Origin of the sequence: Kribbella sp. NBC_01505 (genome assembly GCF_045040285.1) — a bacterium.
Classification (GTDB): Bacteria; Actinomycetota; Actinomycetes; order Propionibacteriales; family Kribbellaceae; genus Kribbella.
In genome coordinates, this window is record NZ_CP109425.1 from 6,302,147 (window position 1) to 6,323,054 (window position 20,908).

Annotated in this window: 19 protein-coding genes; 11 read left to right on the plus strand and 8 right to left on the minus strand. The window is 67.9% G+C overall.

Going from position 1 to position 20,908, the window contains the following annotated elements; translation table 11 throughout:
- Window positions 1-15 precede the first annotated feature (15 nt).
- The 3 genes from gcl (at window position 16) to OG474_RS29685 (ending at window position 4,074) form a co-directional block, all read left to right on the plus strand.
- A complete protein-coding gene (gene gcl, locus OG474_RS29675; protein ID WP_405056887.1) occupies window positions 16-1,782 on the plus strand; it encodes a glyoxylate carboligase in 1,767 nt (588 codons plus the stop codon).
- A 5-nt stretch (window positions 1,783-1,787) separates the two neighbouring features.
- Window positions 1,788-2,804, plus strand: a complete 1,017-nt coding sequence (locus OG474_RS29680; protein ID WP_405056888.1) for a 2-dehydropantoate 2-reductase — start codon at window positions 1,788-1,790, stop codon at window positions 2,802-2,804.
- Window positions 2,805-3,096: 292 nt separating this feature from the next.
- A complete protein-coding gene (locus tag OG474_RS29685; protein WP_405056889.1) occupies window positions 3,097-4,074 on the plus strand; it encodes a LacI family DNA-binding transcriptional regulator in 978 nt (325 codons plus the stop codon).
- A gap of 7 nt (window positions 4,075-4,081) precedes the next feature.
- Here OG474_RS29685 and OG474_RS29690 read toward each other — a convergent pair whose 3' ends face one another.
- From OG474_RS29690 to sucC, 3 genes are read right to left on the minus strand one after another with little or no spacing between them, the layout of a single operon-like run.
- On the minus strand, window positions 4,082-4,957 hold the full coding sequence (locus OG474_RS29690; protein ID WP_405056890.1) for a 2-hydroxy-3-oxopropionate reductase: 876 nt from the start codon (window positions 4,955-4,957) through the stop codon (window positions 4,082-4,084).
- A complete protein-coding gene (gene sucD, locus OG474_RS29695; protein WP_405056891.1) occupies window positions 4,954-5,835 on the minus strand; it encodes a succinate--CoA ligase subunit alpha in 882 nt (293 codons plus the stop codon). Before sucD ends, OG474_RS29690 begins: the two co-directional genes overlap by 4 nt.
- A gap of 29 nt (window positions 5,836-5,864) precedes the next feature.
- Window positions 5,865-7,016, minus strand: coding sequence for an ADP-forming succinate--CoA ligase subunit beta (gene sucC, locus OG474_RS29700; protein ID WP_405056892.1), 1,152 nt, complete (start codon window positions 7,014-7,016; stop codon window positions 5,865-5,867).
- Between the two features lie 159 nt (window positions 7,017-7,175).
- Between sucC and OG474_RS29705 the strand changes: the two genes are divergently transcribed.
- Window positions 7,176-8,546 carry an OFA family MFS transporter gene (locus OG474_RS29705; RefSeq protein ID WP_405056893.1) on the plus strand — a complete coding sequence of 457 codons (1,371 nt, stop codon included), beginning with the start codon at window positions 7,176-7,178 and terminating at the stop codon, window positions 8,544-8,546.
- The gene (locus tag OG474_RS29710; RefSeq protein WP_405056894.1) at window positions 8,543-9,106 is read left to right on the plus strand and encodes a hypothetical protein; all 564 of its coding nucleotides are present in this window, start codon (window positions 8,543-8,545) and stop codon (window positions 9,104-9,106) included. Before OG474_RS29705 ends, OG474_RS29710 begins: the two co-directional genes overlap by 4 nt.
- On the opposite strand, the gene OG474_RS29715 is transcribed toward OG474_RS29710, so the two are convergent.
- Window positions 9,067-9,351: a hypothetical protein gene (locus OG474_RS29715; protein WP_405056895.1), complete on the minus strand. Its 285-nt coding sequence runs from the start codon at window positions 9,349-9,351 to the stop codon at window positions 9,067-9,069. The genes OG474_RS29710 and OG474_RS29715 overlap by 40 nt on opposite strands.
- Window positions 9,352-9,483: 132 nt before the next feature.
- Here OG474_RS29715 and OG474_RS29720 point away from each other — a divergent pair, with 132 nt between their 5' ends.
- The 6 genes from OG474_RS29720 (at window position 9,484) to OG474_RS29745 (ending at window position 17,451) form a co-directional block, all read left to right on the plus strand.
- On the plus strand, window positions 9,484-11,193 hold the full coding sequence (locus tag OG474_RS29720; RefSeq protein ID WP_405056896.1) for a thiamine pyrophosphate-binding protein: 1,710 nt from the start codon (window positions 9,484-9,486) through the stop codon (window positions 11,191-11,193).
- Between the two features lie 12 nt (window positions 11,194-11,205).
- Window positions 11,206-12,432: a formyl-CoA transferase gene (gene frc, locus OG474_RS29725; protein WP_405056897.1), complete on the plus strand. Its 1,227-nt coding sequence runs from the start codon at window positions 11,206-11,208 to the stop codon at window positions 12,430-12,432.
- A gap of 88 nt (window positions 12,433-12,520) precedes the next feature.
- Window positions 12,521-14,665 (plus strand): acetate--CoA ligase family protein, encoded by a 2,145-nt coding sequence (locus OG474_RS29730; protein ID WP_405056898.1) that lies wholly within the window; start codon window positions 12,521-12,523, stop codon window positions 14,663-14,665.
- A gap of 77 nt (window positions 14,666-14,742) precedes the next feature.
- A complete protein-coding gene (locus tag OG474_RS29735; RefSeq protein WP_405056899.1) occupies window positions 14,743-16,242 on the plus strand; it encodes an Nramp family divalent metal transporter in 1,500 nt (499 codons plus the stop codon).
- 1 nt (window position 16,243) lies between these two features.
- The gene (locus tag OG474_RS29740) at window positions 16,244-16,783 is read left to right on the plus strand and encodes a hypothetical protein (protein WP_405056900.1); all 540 of its coding nucleotides are present in this window, start codon (window positions 16,244-16,246) and stop codon (window positions 16,781-16,783) included.
- Window positions 16,784-16,851: 68 nt separating this feature from the next.
- Window positions 16,852-17,451 (plus strand): acyltransferase, encoded by a 600-nt coding sequence (locus OG474_RS29745; RefSeq protein ID WP_405056901.1) that lies wholly within the window; start codon window positions 16,852-16,854, stop codon window positions 17,449-17,451.
- Between the two features lie 72 nt (window positions 17,452-17,523).
- Here OG474_RS29745 and OG474_RS29750 read toward each other — a convergent pair whose 3' ends face one another.
- The 4 genes from OG474_RS29750 to OG474_RS29765 all read right to left on the minus strand — a co-directional run bounded on the left by OG474_RS29750 (window position 17,524) and on the right by OG474_RS29765 (window position 20,839).
- Entirely contained in the window at window positions 17,524-18,270 is a 747-nt protein-coding gene (locus OG474_RS29750) for a GntR family transcriptional regulator (protein ID WP_405056902.1), read from the minus strand.
- A gap of 106 nt (window positions 18,271-18,376) precedes the next feature.
- A complete protein-coding gene (locus tag OG474_RS29755; protein WP_405056903.1) occupies window positions 18,377-18,538 on the minus strand; it encodes a hypothetical protein in 162 nt (53 codons plus the stop codon).
- A 123-nt stretch (window positions 18,539-18,661) separates the two neighbouring features.
- On the minus strand, window positions 18,662-19,822 hold the full coding sequence (locus OG474_RS29760; protein WP_405056904.1) for an NAD-dependent formate dehydrogenase: 1,161 nt from the start codon (window positions 19,820-19,822) through the stop codon (window positions 18,662-18,664).
- A 45-nt stretch (window positions 19,823-19,867) separates the two neighbouring features.
- On the minus strand, window positions 19,868-20,839 hold the full coding sequence (locus OG474_RS29765; protein WP_405056905.1) for a LysR substrate-binding domain-containing protein: 972 nt from the start codon (window positions 20,837-20,839) through the stop codon (window positions 19,868-19,870).
- Window positions 20,840-20,908 lie beyond the last annotated feature (69 nt).

A 20,908-nucleotide genomic window follows, 5' to 3' on the forward strand; every position in this document is an offset into this window, starting at 1 on the left:
CTGATTGGAGCTGGTATGCCCCGAATGACCGCTGCCCGCGCTGCCGTGGAGATCCTCCGCCGCGAAGGCATCACCCACCTGTTCGGCCTGCCCGGAGCGGCCATCAACCCCTTCTACTCCGCCGTCCGCGCCCAGGGCGAACTGCGGCACGTCCTCGCCCGGCACGTCGAGGGCGCCTCGCACATGGCCGAGGGCTACACCCGGACGCGGGCCGGCAATATCGGCGTCTGCGTCGGTACGTCGGGGCCGGCCGGAACCGACATGATCACCGGCCTGTACTCCGCGAGCGCCGATTCGATCCCGATCCTCTGCATCACCGGGCAGGCGCCGGTGGCGAAGCTGCACAAGGAGGACTTCCAGGCCGTCGACATCGCGTCCATCGCCGCGACCGTGACCAAGTGGGCCGTCACCGTGATGGAGCCGGCGCAGGTGCCGGGCACGTTCCAGAAGGCGTTCCAGCTGATGCGGTCCGGCCGCCCCGGGCCGGTGCTGATCGACCTGCCGCTGGACGTCCAGCTGGCCGAGATCGACTTCGACCCGGAGCTGTACACACCGTTGCCGGTGGCAACTCCGCGGGCCTCGGTCGCGCAGGCGAAGGCCGTTCTGCAGTTGCTGGCGCAGGCCGAGCGGCCGTTGATCGTGGCCGGCGGCGGAATCGTCAACGCGGACGCGGCCGACCTGCTGGTCGAATTCGCCGAGCTCACGAACGTGCCCGTCGTACCGACCTTGATGGGCTGGGGGACGATCCCCGACGACCACCGGCTGATGGCCGGGATGGTCGGGTTGCAGACGTCCCATCGGTACGGGAACCAGACGATGCTCGAGGCCGACCTGGTGATCGGGATCGGCAATCGCTGGGCGAATCGGCATACCGGCGGGCTCGAGGTCTATCGGGCCGGGCGGAAGTTCGTGCACATCGACATCGAGCCGACGCAGATCGGGCGGGTGTTCGCGCCGGACCTGGGGATCGTGTCCGATGCCAGGGCCGCGCTGGAGGTGCTGCTGCATGTCGGGCGGCAACAGGCGCCGCTGGACGATCGCTCCGAGTGGGCGGCCGCCTGCCGGGATCGCAAGGCGCGGATGGGACGCCGTACCGACTTCGCGAATGTGCCGATCAAGCCGCAGCGTGTGTACCAGGAGATGAACAACGCCTTCGGGCCGGAGACTCGTTATGTGTCGACGATCGGGTTGTCGCAGATCCAGGCCGCGCAGATGCTGCACGTCTACCGGCCGCGGCACTGGATCAACGCCGGCCAGGCCGGACCGCTCGGGTGGACCGGCCCGGCCGCGCTCGGGGTCGCGGTCGCGGATCCGGAGACGCCGGTGGTCGCGCTGTCGGGCGACTACGACTTCCAGTTCCTGATCGAGGAGCTCGCGGTCGGCGCCCAGTTCAACATTCCGTACATCCACGTGGTGGTGAACAACGCCTACCTCGGACTGATCCGGCAGGCGCAACGGAACTTCGACATGGACTTCTGCGTGCAGCTTGCCTTCGACAACATCAACACGCCGGAGCTCGCCGGGTACGGCGTCGACCACGTGAAGGTGGCCGAGGGGCTTGGCTGCAAGGCGTTGCGGGTGGTCGAACCCGACGGCATCCAGCCCGCGCTCGACGAGGCGAAGAAGCTGCTGGCCGAGTACCGGGTGCCGGTGATCGTCGAGGTGATCCTGGAACGGATCACGAACGTTGCCATGGGCACCGAGATAGACAACGTGGTCGAGTTCGAGGAACTGGCCGACGTGCGCCACCCGGTGCCGACCGCCTCCGGGCCGAGGGAGTGAGCAGGATGAAGGTTGCGGTGCTCGGCGCCGGAGCGATCGGTGCGTACGTCGGTGCTGCGTTGCACCGTGGTGGGACCGAGGTCCACCTGATCGCTCGTGGTGCACATCTGGAAGCGATCCGGCGGGACGGCGTCCGGGTCCTCAGTGCGCGGGGTGACTTCGAGGCCCGGACGCCGGCGACGGACGATCCGGCCGAGGTCGGTCCGGTGGACTATGTCTTCCTTGGGCTGAAGGCGAACTCGTACGCGTCGGCCGGTCCGTTGATCGAACCGCTGCTGCACTCCGACACCGTCGTGGTGGCGGCGCAGAACGGGATCCCATGGTGGTACTTCCATGGTCTGAAGGGACCGTACGAAGGTCGTCGGGTCGAGTCCGTGGATCCCGGTGGGTCGGTGACCCAGGTGCTGGATCTGGATCGCGCGGTCGGGTGCGTCGTGTACTGCTCGACCGAGCTGGAGGGTCCCGGCCTGGTCCGCCATCTGGAGGGCACGCGGTTCTCGATCGGTGAGCCCGGTGGGGGAGTGTCCGATCGGTGTACGGCGTTCAGCGACGCGATGATCGCCGGCGGGTTGAAGTGCCCGGTCGAGGACGACATCCGCAAGGACATCTGGATCAAGCTGCTCGGCAACGCGGCGTTCAATCCGATCAGCGCGCTGGCCCGGGCGACCATGGTGGAGATCGCCACCCATCGAGGGACGCGGGCGATGATCCGGCTGATGATGGAGGAGTCGCTGGAGATCGCGGCGGCGGTCGGCTGCCGGCCGGAGATCTCGGTGGACAAGCGGATCGACGGCGCCGAGCGGGTCGGCGAGCACAAGACGTCGATGCTCCAGGACCTCGAGAAGGACAAACCCCTTGAACTCGACGTCATCCTGGCCGCGGTCGTCGAACTGGCCGATCTCACTGGCACGCCGGCTCCGACGCTGCGCGCCGTACACGCTGTGGCTGATCTTCTCTCCAGCAAGATCGGCACCGGCCCGGCCCTCGCCCACGCGCCCACGTCGGCCCGCGCACCGTCCTGAGCCCAGGTGGGCCCGATCCACAGCCCCTGACCGGGGCGGTGGGGTGGGTCCGATTTCATAGAGTTCGGACCCACCTGTTTCCACGGGGCGGATCTGCACCACTGACTAACGTGCTGAAGTGGGCGCTCTGCGGTGGGGCTGAGCGGGGCCGGGGTGGCGGGCGGCCCAGTTAGTCAGTGGTGGCGGTCCGCGTCTACTTCTCATGCACCTTGTCCGGTCGTAGTGTTCACGTCAACACGGCGGACGGGGGTGAAGTTTGGGTACGACGGGACGACCGCGGCGCGGGCCTTCGATGGCGGATGTGGCCGCGCTGGCCGGGGTTTCGGGGCAGACCGTGTCCCGGGTGGCGAACAACCGGACGAACGTCGACGCGACCACGCGTGCTCGGGTGCGGGCGGCGATGCGGGAGCTCGGCTACCGGCCGAACGGCGCAGCCCGGGCGCTGCGGAGCGGGCAGTTCCGGGGCATCGGCGTGATCGTCTTCGAGCTGTCGACCTTCGGTACGACGCGGGCCCTGGACGCGATCGCGGCCGCGGCGACCGAGCGTGGGTACGCGGTCAATCTGATGCCGGTGCTCGATATCAACCAGCGCGCGGTCAACGACGCCTTCAACCGGCTCAGCGTGCAGGCGGTCGACGGTGTCATCATCCTGATCGAGGCGTACCTGCTCGACGAGGCCGGCGTCCAGCTACCGCACGGACTGCCGGTGGTGATCGTGGACTCGAGTGCTCACTACGACTACCCAGTCGTCGACAGCGACCAGTTCGGCGGCGCGCGCCAGGCCGTCACACATCTGCTGGACCTCGGTCATCGGACGGTCCATCACGTCGGCGGACCCAGTACGTCGTACCCGGCCGCGCACCGTCGTCGCGGCTGGGAACAGACCCTGCTCGACCACGGCCGCGACTGTCCGCCTGTCTTCTTCGGCGACTGGACTGCGCAGTCGGGCTACGAGGCCGGCCGCACGCTGGCGGCGGACCCATCGGTGACGGCGATCTTCGCTGCGAATGACCAGATGGCGCTCGGTGTTCTGCGAGCGCTCCACGAACACGGCCGCTCGGTGCCTGCGCAGGTGAGCGTGGTCGGCTTCGACGACATGGAAGAGTCGGCCCACTTCTGGCCGCCCCTCACCACCGTCCACCAATCGTTCGCCGATCTCGGCCGCCACTCCGTCGAGTCCCTGCTCACCACGCTGGCCGCCGGCGAACCGCAGCCGATCGCCGTACCAACGGAGCTGATTGTCCGCGCCAGTACGGCGACTCCCGGCTGAGGTTCGGTTACTGGGTCGAGAGGGACTCGATGGTTTTTAGGAGGGCCGAGTGGTCGAGGGAGCCGTGGCCTTGGGCTCGGGTGGCGGCTACGAGTTGCGCTACCAGGCCGGTGAGGGGGAGGGCTACGCCGGCGGTGCGGGCTGCGGCCAGGGCTATGCCCATGTCTTTGTGGTGCAGGTCGATGCGGAAGCCGGGGGTGAACTCGCGGGCCAGCATGGTGGTGGCTTTGAGGTCGAGGATGCGGTTGCCGGCCAGGCCGCCGGCCAGGACTTCCAGGCCGCGGGTGCTGTCGACGTCGGAGGCTTCGAGCAGGACGATCGCTTCGGCGACCAGGGAGATGATGCCGGCGACCATGAGCTGGTTGGCGGCCTTCACCGTTTGACCCGAGCCGTGGGGGCCGACGTGGACGATGGTTCGGCCGAGGGCCTCGAAGATCGGGCGGGCGGTCTCGAAGTCGTCGGGTGAACCGCCGACCATGATGGAGAGGGAGGCCTTGATCGCGCCTTGCTCGCCACCGCTGACCGGTGCGTCCAGGACCCGTACGCCGCGCGCGGAGCCGGCGGTCGCCACCGCGCGCGAGGTCTCCGGGGCGATCGAGCTCATGTCGATGAGCAGGACGCCGGACTCGACTGCGGCCAGTACACCGTCCGGACCGAGCACGACCTCGTTCACCTGCGGCGAATCCGGCAGCATCGTGATCACGACCTCGGCGCCGGCCACCGCGGACGCGATGTCGGCCGCCGGCTTCCCACCGGCCTGAGCCAACCGATCAACAGCAGCCGGTACGACGTCGTACCCGGTGACCGCGTGTCCTGCGGCCAGAAGGTTCGCCGCCATGTGTGAGCCCATGATCCCCAGGCCGATGAACCCAATGGCGGTCATACCGCGACCAGCACGGATCGGAGGAGCTCGGCGGTTTCGGTGGGGGTTTTGCCGACGCGGACGCCGGCTGCCTCCAAGGCCTCCTGCTTGGCGGCCGCCGTACCGGACGAGCCGGAGACGATCGCGCCCGCGTGCCCCATGGTCTTACCCTCGGGCGCGGTGAACCCAGCGACGTACCCGACCACCGGCTTCGTGACGTGCGCCGCGATGTACGCCGCCGCCCGCTCCTCCGCGTCGCCGCCGATCTCGCCGATCATCACGATCGCGTCGGTGTCCGGGTCGTCCTGGAACGCTTGCAGGGCGTCGATGTGGGTGGTCCCGATGATCGGGTCACCGCCGATGCCGATCGCGGTCGAGAAGCCGAAGTCCCGCAGCTCGTACATCATCTGGTAGGTCAGCGTGCCCGACTTCGACACCAGTCCGATCCGCCCGGGCCCGGCGATGTCGGCCGGGATGATCCCCGCGTTCGCCTGGCCGGGGCTGATGATTCCCGGGCAGTTCGGCCCGATCACGCGGACCCCGGCGGCCTGGGCGTGCGCGAAGAACGCGGCGGTGTCGTGCACCGGAACGCCTTCGGTGATCACCACCACCAACGGAATCCCGGCGTCGACCGCCTCGAACACCGCACCCTTGGTGAACCGCGGCGGCACGAACACCACCGATACATCGGCGCCCGTTGCCGCGACCGCGTCCGCACAAGATCCGTAGACCGGGATCGAGCGCTTCGCGAAGTCGACCGACTGGCCGCCCTTGCCCGGTGTCACGCCGCCGACGATGTCGGTGCCGGCGGCAAGCATCCGGCTGGTGTGCTTCTGTCCCTCGGCGCCGGTCATCCCCTGGACGACCACGCGGCTCTTCTCGGTCAGAAAGATCGCCATCAGAATAAGTCCCTTCGGTTCGAGGCGGGTCAGTTCGCGGCGGCGAGCTCGGCGGCCCGCGCCGCGGCGCCGTCCATCGTGTCGACCACGGTCACCAGCGGATGGTTGGCCTGGGCAAGGATCTTGCGGCCCTCGGCCACGTTGTTCCCGTCCAGCCGGACGACCAGCGGCTTGTCGGCGGCAGGACCGAGGAGTGCCAGCGCTTGCACGATTCCGTTGGACACGGCGTCGCAGGCGGTGATCCCGCCGAAGACGTTCACGAAGACGCTGCGCACCTGCGGGTCGCCCAGGATGATCCCGAGCCCGTTCTTCATCACCTCGGCCGAGGCGCCGCCGCCGATGTCCAGGAAGTTCGCGGGCTTCACGCCGTACTGCGATCCCGCGTACGCGACCACGTCGAGGGTCGACATGACGAGCCCGGCGCCGTTCCCGATGATGCCGACCGAGCCGTCGAGCTTGACGTAGTTCAGGCCCTTGTCGTGCGCCGCCGCCTCGAGCGGATCAGCGGAGGCGCGGTCCTCGAAGGCGGCATGATCCGGATGCCGGTACGCCGCACTGTCGTCGAGCGTGACCTTCCCGTCCAGCGCCTCCAGCGATCCATCGGCCAGCTTCACCAGCGGATTCACCTCGACCAGCGTCGCGTCCTCGGCGATGAACACATCCCACAGTCGCCGTACGACGTCCTCCGCGCCGGCCGGGAATCCGGCCGCGGCCACGATCTCGGCGGCCTTCGCGTCATCGACGCCGACCGCCGGATCGATGGAGATCTGCGCGATCGCGTCAGGATTGGTGTGCGCGACCTGCTCGATCTCGACACCGCCTTCGGTGCTGGCGATACAGAGGTACGTGCGGTTGGCGCGGTCGACCAAGAACGAGAGGTAGTACTCCTCAGCGATCTCGGCGGCGGGCGCGAGCAGCACCCGGTGCACGGTGTGGCCCTTGATGTCCATGCCGAGGATCTCGCCGGCCCGGGCCACCGCCTCGTCGGGGGAGGCGGCGAGCTTGACGCCGCCGGCCTTGCCGCGGCCGCCGGTCTTCACCTGGGCCTTCACCACCACGCGCCCGCCGAGCTCCGCGGCGGCTGCGGCGGCATCGGCCGGATCCTCGATCACGCGGCCGAGCGTCACCGGGACGCCGTGCCGGGCGAACAGCTCTTTGGCTTGGTACTCCATCAGGTCCACGGGGAAGTCCTTCCGATCCGAGCGGTCGTGTGCCGACTGTATGCGGTATGCAATCTGGTCACAAGAGGTGGCTGCAACACGCCAGGTCTGGACAACCGGCGGCGTGGAGAGGTACCACAGATCTCATACGGTATGCAGTAGCCATGGTCAGGAGGCGACATGAATCACGTGACTGCCCGGGATGTGCGTGACGTGTACGGCCGGCGGTACCGGGTCGGCGAGGAGGCCCAGGAGCTCACCGGGCACCCGCGCCGGTGGCAGCTGTGGGCCGCGTGGGCCTGCATGCTCGCCATCAGCCCGTTGCAGTACTCGTTCGGCACCGCCGCCCTCGGTCTCGAGTCGGACCGCGGCTGGGGTGCGGTCCAAACCCTGTGGCTGCTGGCGATCTTCGTCGCCTGCCAGGCGCTGGTCGCGATCCCAGCCGGCTGGCTTCAGCGGGTACGGCGGGCAACGCCGACTCAGCTCGTGGTCCTCGGCGGCGTCCTGTCCGCGGTCGGCCTCGCCACTCTCGCGCACGCGGACAGCTATCTGGTCGTCGTGGTCGGCTACGCCCTGCTCGGCGGAATCGGCGCGGGCATCGTGTACGCCGCGTGCATCACCACCGCGGCGCGATGGTTCCCGGAGCGGCGGACCGCCACGATCGGATTCGTCACCGGCGGGTTCGCGATCGGCGCCGTACCGAGTATTGCGTTGCTGACGCTCGCGAACAGCGCGAGCAACAGGCGGCTGGTCTTCGATCTGACCGCGATCGTCGCAGTGCTGGCCACAGCGGTCGGCGGTGGGCTGCTGAAGGATCCGCCGCGGCATTGGTGGCCGGCGGCGATCGATGCGCAGGCTTGGGCGATCGACCGCAAGCTCAACCGCAGCATCCCGCACAACGCGCCCGCGGTCCGGCATTATCGCCCGGCTGAGGCGATGCGGACCGGTGCACTGCCGCTGATGTGGTTGATGCTCGCGATCAGCGCGGCCCTGTCCCTGTTCGGGATCGCGTTCGTGGTCAGCTTCGCCGTCGCCACCGGACTAGGCGTGGCGGTCGCCGGGTTCGCGGCCGGATTGCTTGCCGCAGTCAACGGTCTTGGCCGTTCGCTCGCCGGGACCTTGTCCGATCGATTCGGCCGCCGGCGCGTGCTGGCCGCCGTACTGATGGTCGAGAGCTTCACCCATGTCGGCCTGGTGGTCGCCGGTGAGGCGGGTGTGGGTTGGGCGTTCGTCGTCTGCGCGATGTTCGCCGGTCTCGGCGGAGGCGCGTTCTACGCGATCATGGCGAACCTCGTGCTGGAGTTCTTCGGCGAGAACAGCCTCGTGCAGAACCAAGCGATCCTGTACTCCGCGAAGGCCGTCGGCGGGCTCATCGGTGTCGGTGTGGCCGCTTCGGTCATCGCCGTCGTCGGCTATCGGCCGCTGTTCCTGAGCGCCGGTCTGCTCGGCCTACTGGCCGCCCTAAGCGTCCGGTTGCTCAAGCAACCCGGGCGACCCGCCCTACCGGTCCGGCCGCAACTCGGTACGCCGGTTAGCGGGTCGAACGAGTGAGTGAGTACGGGCGCGCCGTGCGACCTGAGCCGTGTGTGATGGAGCTGGTCTCGCGGCTGGCCCGGGAGCCGTGGACGGATCGGCCGACTTGCGTGCATCCGACCCTGAGCGCGGCGGCCCGGGCCATCCACGACCACTCCAGCTCGGCCGGGCGGCGGGCGCTGCTCCCGCTCGCGCCGAGGTTCCTCGACACCGCCAGGCCCGGCTTGGAGGTCTCGGCCCGGGTCGTCGCGCTTTGTGTGTCTACGGCCTTGGCCTGCGGTGACATGACGAGGGACGAGGGCGAACGGCTGCACGGTGCGCATCAGACGGCACTGCACCTGTTGACCGGTCGGGCCGAGCCCGAGGGAGCGGCCCGCTGGTGGCTGCCGCTCCTCGGCCGGTTCGGCTGGAGCGAACCGTTCTATCGGACCTTCGTCGCCACCGAGCATGTGGCGGAAGCAGTCGCGGTCACCGCTCGCCATGCGAGCGGTGACCGCGATCTCAAGCTCAGACAGCTGCTCAAGCAGTGCCTAGCGGCTCATGGCGCTCTCCGGCCGGGAGCGCCCACGCCTTCGTGATCGACATCCCCGGCGCCCCACAACCCATGGTCGCGGTCGTCGTCGGGGATCACCATCAGCTCGCGCCGAGCCGGCACCTGGATCTGGTCCTCGAGCCGGCCCAGGTCGGTCGCGCAGCGCTCGAGGTCGTCCAGCAGGCGGAGTACGTCGATATGCGCGCCGAGCTGATTCCTCAACGACATAAGGGATTTCTCCAGCGCCAGCAGTGCTGTACGCGTCCGTTGGAGCTCCTCGTGGATCGTCATCGCAGCCTCCTGGGTTCGACCTCTGGACAACCACCATGGCGTGGGATAAGACTACGACTACCACATACGGTATGCAATCTACATTGAACCCCAAAAGCCGAATCCCGGCTCTTTCCGAGGAGATGACTGCAGATGGCGCAGACAGTGTCGGAGACCCAGTCCGTCGCGCAGGTGAAGGAGCCGGAGATGATCTCGGGCGGTCACCTGGTCGCCAAGGCCCTGAAGGCCGAGGGGGTCGACGTGATCTTCACCCTCTGCGGCGGCCACATCATCGACATCTACGACGGTTGCGTCGACGAGGGCATCGCGGTCGTCGACGTCCGGCACGAGCAGGTCGCCGCGCACGCGGCCGACGGCTACGCGCGGATCACCGGCAAGCCCGGCTGTGCGGTCGTGACGGCCGGCCCCGGTACGACGAACGCCGTGACCGGTGTCGCGAACGCGTTCCGCGCCGAGAGCCCGATGCTGCTGATCGGCGGCCAGGGCGCGCTGAACCAGCACAAGATGGGGTCCCTGCAGGACCTGCCGCACGTCGACATGATGACGCCGATCACCAAGTTCGCCGCGACCGTGCCGCACACCGCGCGCGCCGCCGACATGGTCTCGATGGCGTTCCGTGAGTGCTACAACGGCGCCCTCGGCCCGTCGTTCCTGGAGATCCCGCGCGACATCCTGGACAACTCGGTCCCGGTCGACTCCGCGACGGTTCCTTCAGCTGGGCAGTACCGCGCGTCCACGAAGAGCATCGGCGACCCGGCCGCCATCGAGGCGCTGGCGGATCTCATCGCCCACGCGGAGAAGCCCGTCGTACTGCTCGGTGGTCAAGTGTGGACCTCGCGCGGCAGTGACGCGGCCACGGACTTCGTCCGGGCGCTCGACGTACCGGCCTTCATGAACGGCGCCGCCCGCGGCACGCTCGCCCCGGGCGACCCGCACCACTTCCACCTGTCCCGGCGATACGGCTTCAACAACGCCGACCTGATCATCATCGTCGGTACGCCGTTCGACTTCCGGATGGGCTACGGCCGCCGGCTGCCGAAATCGGCGACCGTGGTCCAGATCGACATGGACTACCGGACCGTCGGCAAGAACCGCGACGTGGACCTCGGTCTGGTCGGCGACCCGGGCGCGATCCTGGCCGCGGTCACCCAGGCCTCGACCGGTCGGGTCCGCAAGGCGGATCGCACCGCCTGGTTCAAGGAACTGCGCGCGGAGGAGGAGTCGGCGTACCAGAAGCGCCTGCCCCGCCAGCTGTCCGACGCGAACCCGATCCACCCGCTGCGCCTGGCGCACGAGATCAACGAGTTCCTCACCGAGGACTCGATCTACATCGGCGACGGCGGCGACATCGTCACCTTCTCCGGCGGCGTCGTCCAGCCGAAGTCGCCCGGCCACTGGATGGACCCGGGCCCGCTCGGCACCCTCGGCGTCGGCGTCCCGTTCGTGCTCGCGGCGAAGTACGCGCGACCGGACAAGGAGGTCGTCGCGCTGTTCGGTGACGGCGCCTTCTCGATGACCGGCTGGGACTTCGAGACGCTGGTCCGCTTCAAGCTCCCGTTCGTCGGCGTCATCGGCAACAACTCGTCGATGAACCAGATCCGCTACGGCCAGGAGGCCAAGTACGGCCACGACCGCGGCCGGGTCGGCAACACCCTCGGCGACGTCAAGTACGACGAGTTCGCGCGCAACCTCGGCGGGTACGGCGAGGAGGTCCGGGACCCGAAGGACATCGGGCCGGCCATGCAGCGGGCACGCGAGTCTGGACTGCCGTCGCTGATCAACGTCTGGGTCGACCCGGACGCGTACGCCCCCGGAACCATGAACCAGACCATGTACAAGTAGGGAGGACCCGCCATGTCTCAGGCCCTCGATGGTGTTCGCGTTCTTGATATGACACACGTGCAGTCCGGACCGTCCTGCACCCAGATCCTTGCCTGGCTCGGCGCTGACGTGGTCAAGCTCGAAGCGCCGACCGGTGACATCACCCGCCAGCAGCTGCGCGACGTACCGGACGTCGACAGCCTCTACTTCACGATGCTGAACTGCAACAAGCGCAGCATCACGCTGAACATGAAATCCGAGCGTGGCAAGGAGATCTTCATCGACCTGGTGAAGAACTCCGACGTCCTGGTGGAGAACTTCGCCCCCGGCGCCATCGACCGGATGGGCTTCACCTGGGAGCGGCTGCAGGAGATCAACCCGAAGCTGGTCTTCGCGTCGATCAAGGGCTTCGGCCCGGGCCGCTACGAGAACTTCAAGGCCTACGAGGTGGTCGCCCAGGCGATGGGCGGTGCGATGAGTACGACGGGCTTCGAGGAAGGTCCGCCGACCGCGACCGGTGCGCAGATCGGCGACTCCGGGACCGGGATCCACCTGGTCGCCGGCATCCTCGCCGCGCTGTACCAGCGCACGAACACCGGCAAGGGCCAGCGGGTCTCGGTCGCGATGCAGGAAGCGGTGCTGAACCTGACGCGGGTCAAGCTGCGCGACCAGCAGCGGCTGGCGCACGGCCCGCTGAAGGAGTACCCGAACGACAACTTCAGCTCCGAGGTGCCGCGGTCCGGGAACGCGTCCGGCGGCGGTCAGCCCGGCTGGGCGGTCCGGACGGCGCCTGGTGGGCCGAACGACTACATCTACGTGATCGTCCAGCCGCCCGGCTGGGCCCCGATCGCGAACCTGATCGGCAAGCCCGAGCTGGCCGAGGACCCGGACTGGGCGACGCCCGCCTCCCGCCTCGACAAGCTGGACAAGATGTTCGCGCTGATCGAGCAGTGGACCGAGCAGCACACCAAGTTCGAGGTGATGGACAAGCTCAACGCGCTGAACGTGCCGTGCGGGCCGATCATGTCCACCCGCGAACTGATCGAGGACGAGACGCTGGCCGACCTCGGCGCGGTCGTCGAGGTCGAGCACCCGCAGCGCGGCACCTTCAAGACCGTCGGCTGCCCGATCAAGCTGTCCGACTCCCCGGTCGTGATCGAGACCTCACCCGGTCTCGGTGAGCACAACACCACCGTCTACGGCTCCCTCGGCATCGACACCGCCGAACTCGAGTCGCTGAAAGCCGCCGGCGTGGTCTAGGCAGTGCCGTCTTGATTCGGCCGAACGACCCGCGACCGCCGTACAGCAGATCTTCGGACGCAAGCATCGGAGCAGAGGAGCTTCACGCATGACTTATGACAAGGCAGCAGTCCAGACCATCCTCGACCAGGCTCTGGCGGACGGCCGCACCTCGCTGAGCGCGCCCGAGGCCAAGCTGGTCGCGGACGCGTACGGGATCCCGACACCGGGTGAGGGGCTGGCCACGACTGCCGAGGGCGCCGCCGGTCTCGCCGACGAGATCGGGTTCCCGGTGGTGCTGAAGATCAGTTCACCGGACATCCTGCACAAGACCGACGCCGGTGGCGTGGTCGTCGGGGTCGACAGCCCGGAGGCGGCCAGAGCGGCGTACGAGAAGATCATCGCGAACGCCAAGGCCTACAAGGCGGACGCGCAGATCAGCGGCGTGCAGGTGCAGAAGATGCTGGTCACCGGCGGTGACATCCAGGAGGTCATCGTCGGCGCGGTCACCGACCCGACGTTCGGGAAGATCGTCGCCTTCGGTCTCGGCGGCGTCCTGGTCGAGGTGCTGAAGGACGTCACCTTCCGGCTCGCGCCGCTCACCGGCAACGAGGCGCGCGCCATGATCGACGGGATCAAGGCGCGCGAGATGCTCGAAGGTGTCCGCGGCGCCAAGCCGGTGGACAAGGACGCGCTGGGCGAGCTGGTCCAGCGGCTGTCCGACCTGGTCACCGACTTCCCGCAGTTCGCCGAGGTGGACCTGAACCCGGTGCTCGCCGGGCCGGACGGCGCCACCGCGGTCGACTTCCGGATCATCGTCGACGCCGAGGCCGGCAAGCCGGTCGAGCGGTACAGCCAGGAGGAGATCCTGACGGCGATGACGCGGATCATGAAGCCGCGCGCGGTCGCCGTGATCGGGGCGTCCAACGAGGACGGCAAGATCGGCAACTCGGTGATGAAGAACCTGGTCAACGGCGGGTACGCCGGCGACATCTACCCGATCAACCCCAAGGGCGGGGAGGTGCTCGGGCTGAAGGCCTTCCCCAGCATCCTCGACGTCCCCGGCGACGTGGACGTGGCGGTGTTCGCCGTACCGGCCAAGTTCGTCGGTGGAGCGCTCGAGCAGTGCGGCGAGAAGGGGGTCGCGGGCGCGATCCTGATCCCGTCCGGCTTCGCCGAGACCGGTGAGCAGGAGCTCCAGGACGAGGTCGTCGCGATCGCCCGCAAGCACAACGTGCGGATCCTCGGGCCGAACATCTACGGCTACTACTACCTGCCCGAGAGCCTGTGCGCGACGTTCTGTACGCCGTACGACGTGCGCGGGTCGGTCGCGCTCTCCTCGCAGTCGGGCGGGATCGGGATGGCGATCCTCGGCTTCAGCCGGTCCAGCCGGATGGGCGTCTCCGCGATCGTTGGGGTAGGCAACAAGGCCGACATCGACGAGGATGACCTCCTGACGTTCTTCGAGAACGACGACAACACCAACCTGATCGCCATGCATCTAGAGGATCTGAAAGACGGCCGGGCTTTCGCCGAGACGGCCTCACGGGTGTCGAAGAAGAAGCCGGTCGTGGTGCTCAAGGCCGGTCGCACCGCCATGGGCGCGCGGGCGGCCAGCTCGCACACCGGAGCGCTGGCGGGCAACGACAAGGTGTACGACGACATCCTGCGGCAGAGCGGTGTGGTCCGGGCCCCGGGGCTGAACGAGATGCTCCAGTACGCCCGGGGGATCCCGCTGCTGCCGACTCCGAAGGGTGAGAACGTCGTCATCATCACCGGGGCGGGCGGCTCGGGTGTCCTGCTTTCGGACGCCTGTGTCGACAACGGGCTGCAGCTGATGACGATCCCCGAAGACCTGGACGCGGCGTTCAAGAAGTTCATCCCGCCGTTCGGGGCGGCCGGCAACCCGGTCGACATCACCGGCGGGGAGCCACCGTCGACGTACCGGAACACGGTCGCGCTCGGGCTGGAGGACGAGCGGATCCATGCGCTGATCCTGGGTTACTGGCACACGATCGTGACACCGCCGATGGTGTTCGCGAAGCTGGTCGCCGAGGTGGTCGAGGAGTACCGGGCCAAGGGCATCGACAAGCCCGTCGTCGCCTCCCTGTCGGGGGACGTCGAGGTCGAGGAAGCCGCCCAGTACCTGTTCGAGCACGGCGTGGTCGCGTATCCGTACACCACCGAGACACCTGTCCAGGTGCTCGGCGCCAAGTACCGCTGGGCCCGCAACGCGGGACCACTCGGTTCGTAAGCAAGGAGGGGTGCTCAGCGGGGGCCCAAGTAATGCGCACTGCGTCAGTGGCCTGGCGTCGATCTAAGGAGTCCGCCTTGGACGTCACAAGCAAGACCTCAGAAGTACCCGACGAGCCCGCCGCGGCGGCCGTCACCGAGCGGGTCTGGAAAGCGGGCCGGCTCGAACCGATGCCGATCCGGAAACTTCCGGACGCACCACCGTCCATGCACATCCTCGGCCCGACCGTGTTCCTGGTCGCGCTGGGAGTGGGCATGGGGGAGTCCTACATGTGGCCCCGGCTCGTCCTGGTGTTCGGCCCGGACATCCGGTGGCTGTTCATGGTCGGCGTCACCCTGCAGGCGTTCGTGCTGCTGGAGATGGCGCGGTACGCGATGGCGACCGGGGAGAGCATCTTCTTCGGCGCCGCCCGGATCTTCAAACCGCTGATGTGGTTCTTCTACGTGGCGGCGATCCTGATCTACATGTGGCCCGGTCACCTGTCGGCCGGCGCCGCGGCGTTCGAGGAAGTGAGCGGCATACCCTGGCAGGTCACCGCGTGCGTGGCTCTGGTGTTCGTCGGTGTCCTGTTCAGCATGCTCTCGGTGATCTACAACTTCCTCGAGAAACTCCTCGGTCTGCTGATCGGCTTCCTGGTCGTCGGTACGTCGGTGATCGCGGCGATCGTCGGTAACTGGGAGGACCTCGGCAAGACCCTGAGCGGGATGTTCGCGGTCGGGTACTTCCCGCACGAGGCGATGACGTCGGCCTGGTTCCCGGTGGTGGTCGGTTCGATCGCCTTCGCCGGACCGTCCGGGATGCAGCAGATGTGGTACACGCTGCAACTGCGCGACAGCGGCGCCGGGATGGGTGCGCACATCCCGAAGGTGCGCGGGCTGCGCTCGGCCGGCGAGGCCGAGGCGATGCCGTCGCGGGGGTTCATGTTCGACACCGAGGACCCGGCGGAGATGGCGAAGTGGAAGGGGTGGCGCAAGTGGGTCACCTTCGACGCGATCCTGCTCTTCTGGGGCATCACGATGCTGGTGACGGTCTCGTTCACCGTGCTGGCCATGTCGGCGGCCCGGACCAACCCGGACGTGAAGTCACTGATCGAAGGCGGTGACCGGGACGCGGCGCTGCGGGCGATGTCGGATGCGTTCGCCTCGGCCGGTTCGCCGATCCTCGGCACGTTGTTCTTCGCCTTCATCGCACTGATCGGGCTGAACGCGACCCTGGGTCTGTTCGACTCGTTCTCCCGCGGCCAGGCGGACATGACGTACTACTTCGTACCGGGCGCCAAGCGGTTCTCGATGTCCCGCCTGTACGCCGGGTTCCTGTGGGGCGTGATCGTCTTCGGCATCCTGATCCTGTTGTTCGGTCCGGCGGACGGGCCGGCCGGGATCCTGGACACCCTCGCGTTCCTGTCCACGTTCGCGATGGGTGCCTACTGCATCGTGTTGCTCCTGGTGAACAACAAGCTGCTGCCGAAGAAGATCCGGCCGGGGCCGGTGCGGAACGTGATCATCGGGTTCGGCGCGGTGTTCTACCTGGGCATGCTCTTCTACTGCCTCTTCCGCTTCGGCGTGGCAGTGGGCTGACATGACCACGCTGAAAGAACTCGCGGAGTTCTCGGTCCCGGCCGCGACAGTTGGTGCCGCGGCCGGGCTGGTCGCCGGCATCCTCGGCTCGGTCGCCGGTCAGTCCTTCGGCGGTGCCATCGCGACCGGCATCGGCCTGGGGCTGCCGCTGATGGTGTTCGGGGCCGGGTACGCCGTACTCGTTGCCCTCGGCAAAGTCCCGGCCGGGGTGTTCGCCCCGGCCGCGGTCTACTGGGTGATCGCGTTCCCGCTCTCGCTGATGGTGCACGCGATCGCCACCGAATGGGTGGTGGCCGGCTCGCCCGGTCTGCCGCCCGAACCCTGGAAGTTCCTCGCGTTCCGAGCCCTGGTCAGTATGGGATTCGCGATCGGCTTCCTCTGGATGCACGAGCAGCTGGGCCGGCACTGGTGGCCCCGCATCCTCGAGCACAACCGGTACGCCCGCCGTACCGTCGAACAGTACGGCCACCTGGCCGCTGCCCTGGAGGCCCGCAAGGCCGCCACCGGCCGCGGTCGTCGGCCGGCAAAACGCGTCGCCTGAGCGAGGCATCCCCTGCCGACCGCCCGCAGCTCCCACCAGGGGCCGCGGGCGGTCGTTAGTGTGAGCGCGTGGACGGTCTGGCGGGGCAGCTCAGGTTGTGGGGGCAGAAATGGCGTTGGTACGAGCGCAATTCGCTGCCATGGAATCGCGGCCGGATCCACTGGGAGCTGATGCGCCGCGGTGCGTTCGCGCGCTGGCCGTTGCAGGGGAACGTGCTCGAGGCGCTGCGGGACGGGCGGCTCGAGGTGGGGGAGCACACGCTCTTCGAGCCCAACGTGTGGATCACGGTTGGTGATCAGGCGCGGATACGGATCGGCGGCGGGACGTTCCTCAATCTCGGGGTGATGGTCGCTGCGCTGGAGCTGGTCGAGATCGGTTCGCACTGCATGCTCGCCAACGGATGTTTCGTGACGGACTCCAACCACCGCTTCGACGATCCGGATCGGCCGGTTCCGTGGCAGGGGTTCGACTCCAAAGGACCGACGCGGATCGGCGACAACGTCTGGCTCGGCGCGAACGTCGTCGTCACCAGCGGGGTGACCATCGGCGAAAGATCCGTGATCGGCGCGAACAGCGTGGTCACCCACGACATCCCGCCGTACTCGATCGCGGCCGGAGCTCCCGCCAAGGTGCTGCGAGCTGTCACGTACCCCGAGGCCTGTGGATAACCTTCCGGCGAGACCAGCCCGCGTTTGTACACTTAGTCAAAAGGAAGCAGCGGGCGGGGCACGAGGCGTACGTCAGAGCGTGCGGCGCCGGCGGCGGGGTTCTGGCTCGGGGGTGGGCTCGGCGGGACCTTCGGCGGCGCGGAGGTCGTGGTAGGCCTTGCGGGTGTGCTCGGTGTGTTCGCGCATCGTCTGGGCGGCCTTGTCCTCGTCGCCGTCGCTGATGGCCTTCACGAGACGGCTGTGCTCCCGCCAGGACGCGGCGCCGCGGACGGGGGCGAGGGGTGTGTAGTACCAGCGGACGCGACGGTCGACCTGGGCGGCGAAGTCGATCAGGAACCGGTTGCCGGACATCTGGGTGATGAAGGCGTGCAGTTCACCGTTCGTGCGGACGGCGCCGTCGGTGTCACCGGATTCGTGGAACGCCGTACCGACCTTGCAGAGCTCTTTGAGCTTGGCCAGGTCTTCCTTGGTGGCATGCCGAGCGGCCAAGCGGGCGGACTCGGACTCCAGCGCTGCGCGGGCAGCCAGGAGCTGGTCGACCTCGTCCTCGGCCGGCACGTGCACCATGGCGCCGAAGCCGGGCCGCAGGTCCACCCAGCCTTCGTTGTTCAGCCGCTGCAGGGCCTCGCGCACCGGCTGCCGGGAGACGCCGAGCAGACCGGCCAGCTCGACCTCGACCAGATGCCGGCCACGCTCGAGCGTGCCGTCGATGATCATCTCGGTGAGGGCCTCGTAGACCGACTCCCGCAACGGCTGCGGCCGCTTCACATGCCGCACCCCGGCCGGTTCCGCACCTGGGCCTGCGCTGATCGTCGTCATGAAGGTCCTCCCGTTGAGCCTGAGGCAACAGCATGGCACTTGGTAGACAGTCTACCAAGTGCCATGACCGTACATAGTCATTCTGCGCAGCCTTGGGTCGATCGAATCAGGCGGCCGACTCTTCGGCGCGCTTCTTTTCGTCCTGCTCGGTCAGCTGGGCGAGTTCGGTGTCCAGGTCCACGGGGTTGTCGAGCTCGTGCTGCAGCTCCGGGGCATCCGGAAACTGCGGGCGCGCCGCCAGAGCACCGAACCTACGGGTGAAGATCATTTCTATCCCTTCCTGCTCCCTGAGGAGCTGTCTGCTCTCTGAGGAGCTGTTTTGAATTCTGGCTTCTGTATACATTCAACCAGGTGTACTCACCGGTTATGCCCGCGTCTCACGTGATCCGCCTTACATACGGGTCGAATACGAATGCGCTCCGGTACCGGCCAGTCGCCCACCGTCGACGATCAGGTACTCGTCGCGGATCGGCGTGCCCGCCAGCCACGACTCGAGGATCTCGCGGGTGCCCGCGGCGTACCGGGCCTGCGCGGACAGCGACGAGCCGGAGATGTGCGGGGTCATGCCGTGGTTCGGCATCGTCCGCCACGGGTGGTCGGCCGGGGCCGGCTGCGGGTACCAGACGTCGCCCGCGTAGCCGGCGAGCTGACCGCTCTCCAGGGCTTTGACGATCGCGTCCCGGTCGGCGATCTTCGCCCGCGCGGTGTTGATCAGGTAGGTGCCGCGCTTCATTGTCGCGAGCAACTTCTCCCCGAAGAGCCCCTCCGTCTCCGGGTGCAGCGGCGCGTTGATCGTGACCACGTCGCAGTGCGGCACCATGTCGGCGGCGCTGGCGTGGAAGGTCAGATTGAGCTCGCGCTCGACCGACTCCGGCAGCCGGTGCCGGTCGGTGTAGTGCAGGTTCACGTCGAACGGCGCCAGTCGCCGCAGCACCGCCGTACCGATTCGTCCGGCTGCGACCGTGCCGACGTGCATGCCCTCGAGGTCGTACGAGCGCTGCACGCAGTCCGCGATGTTCCAGCCACCGTCGACGACCACCTGGTACGACGGGATGTAGTTGCGCACGAGGCCGAGGATCATCATCACCACGTGCTCGGCCACGCTGATGCTGTTGCTGAAGGTGACCTCGGCAACGGTCACGCCTTGCTTCACGGCCGCATCCAGATCGACGTGGTCGGAGCCGATGCCGGCGGTGATCGCGAGCTTGAGGTTCGGCGCCTTCGCGATCCGCTCGGCGGTCAGGTAGGCCGGCCAGAACGGTTGCGAGATCACCACATCGGTGTCCGGCAACTCGCGATCGAGAACCGAGCCGTCGCCTTCCTTGTCCGAGGTCACGACCAGCGTGTGCCCCTGGCTCTCCAGGAAGGTGCGCAGGCCGAGCTCACCGGAGACGCTGCCGAGCAGTTCGCCCGGCGTGAAGTCGATTGCCTTCGGAGTCGGAGCCGTCTGGCCGCCGGGGTAGCTGGTGATCGCGGGGATGTCGTCGCGGGCGTACGACTTCGGGTAGCCGGCTGCGGGGTCGTCGTACAGGACACAGAGGATCTTCGCCATGATGTGGAATCTCCTTGTTTGTAAGGTGATTCCACCGTCCCGTGGTTAGGTACCGACGGTCAAAGACTTGCTCGTTATCTCCTGATAGGCGGTACCCATCAAGTGCACGTCGAGCAGATCGTCCAGGGCTTTGTGAACGCCGGCCTGGCGGGCGACGTCGAGCAGCGCGCGGGCGAGCACTGGCTCCGGGCTGCGTGCCGCGATCACCAGCCCGACCCGCGGTCCGTCGGCCGGCCCCTTCAGCGGTACGACGCGCATGCCGTCCGGTACGCCGAACATGTGCAACCAGGCATGGGAGATCACGGTCGACCAGTGGTTGCCGTGCAGGTGGCTGTAGAGGCCCGAGACGGTGTCGCTCTCGATGGCCGGGGTGGCGATCGCGCCGTCGTCGGTGAAGTAGCCGTTCATGATCCGGCGGTTGCGCATCTCCGGCGACAACAGGCACAACGGCAACTCGGCGACCTGCGCCCAGGTTGCCATCGGTACGTCGGCCAGCGGCGAGTGCTGCGGAGTCAGGAGCAGGTAGCGCTCCTCGTACAGCGGGGTCTTGCGCACCTGGCCGAGTGTGTCGTCGTCGAGATAGGTCATCGCGACATCCAGGTCGAACTCGGCCAGCTTGTGGGTGATGTCGCGCGACGACAGCGACTCGATCGTCACGCGCGCGTTCCCGTGCCGCTCACAGAACGGTGTGGTGAGGAGCGAGATCACCGGCATCGCGGTCGGAATCGCCCCGAGCCGTAGGGTCCCGGTCAGGCCGCCACGCAGGACAGACAACTCGTGCCGGAGCGCATTCTGCTCAGCCAGAATTCGTTGCGCCCACAGAAGCACCCGCTCGCCCTCCGGAGTCAGCCCTTCGAAGCGGCGTCCGCGCCGTACGATCGGCACGTCGAGCTCCTGCTCGAGCTTGCGGATCGCGGCCGACAGGGACGGCTGCGAGACGTAACAAGCATCGGCGGCCCGGGCGAAGTGCTTCTCCCGAGCAAGGGCCACGAGGTACTCCAGCTGCCTCAGCAGCATCGCGCATACCAGCTGTCTGTATACATAATGCAACTGTAGTGATCAGACTGCCTGTCCGATAGACCTCGT

Excerpts from the sequence above, each read along its gene's own strand:
- gcl (WP_405056887.1), top strand. The coding sequence starts at position 16 with ATGCCCCGAATGACCGCTGCCCGCGCTGCCGTGGAGATCCTCCGCCGC.
- OG474_RS29680 (WP_405056888.1), top strand. The coding sequence starts at position 1,788 with ATGAAGGTTGCGGTGCTCGGCGCCGGAGCGATCGGTGCGTACGTCGGT.
- OG474_RS29685 (WP_405056889.1), top strand. The coding sequence starts at position 3,097 with ATGGCGGATGTGGCCGCGCTGGCCGGGGTTTCGGGGCAGACCGTGTCC.
- OG474_RS29690 (WP_405056890.1), bottom strand. The coding sequence starts at position 4,957 with ATGACCGCCATTGGGTTCATCGGCCTGGGGATCATGGGCTCACACATG.
- sucD (WP_405056891.1), bottom strand. The coding sequence starts at position 5,835 with ATGGCGATCTTTCTGACCGAGAAGAGCCGCGTGGTCGTCCAGGGGATG.
- OG474_RS29705 (WP_405056893.1), top strand. The coding sequence starts at position 7,176 with ATGAATCACGTGACTGCCCGGGATGTGCGTGACGTGTACGGCCGGCGG.
- OG474_RS29715 (WP_405056895.1), bottom strand. The coding sequence starts at position 9,351 with ATGACGATCCACGAGGAGCTCCAACGGACGCGTACAGCACTGCTGGCG.
- OG474_RS29720 (WP_405056896.1), top strand. The coding sequence starts at position 9,484 with ATGGCGCAGACAGTGTCGGAGACCCAGTCCGTCGCGCAGGTGAAGGAG.
- frc (WP_405056897.1), top strand. The coding sequence starts at position 11,206 with ATGTCTCAGGCCCTCGATGGTGTTCGCGTTCTTGATATGACACACGTG.
- OG474_RS29730 (WP_405056898.1), top strand. The coding sequence starts at position 12,521 with ATGACTTATGACAAGGCAGCAGTCCAGACCATCCTCGACCAGGCTCTG.
- OG474_RS29740 (WP_405056900.1), top strand. The coding sequence starts at position 16,244 with ATGACCACGCTGAAAGAACTCGCGGAGTTCTCGGTCCCGGCCGCGACA.
- OG474_RS29750 (WP_405056902.1), bottom strand. The coding sequence starts at position 18,270 with ATGACGACGATCAGCGCAGGCCCAGGTGCGGAACCGGCCGGGGTGCGG.
- OG474_RS29755 (WP_405056903.1), bottom strand. The coding sequence starts at position 18,538 with ATGATCTTCACCCGTAGGTTCGGTGCTCTGGCGGCGCGCCCGCAGTTT.
- OG474_RS29760 (WP_405056904.1), bottom strand. The coding sequence starts at position 19,822 with ATGGCGAAGATCCTCTGTGTCCTGTACGACGACCCCGCAGCCGGCTAC.
- OG474_RS29765 (WP_405056905.1), bottom strand. The coding sequence starts at position 20,839 with ATGCTGCTGAGGCAGCTGGAGTACCTCGTGGCCCTTGCTCGGGAGAAG.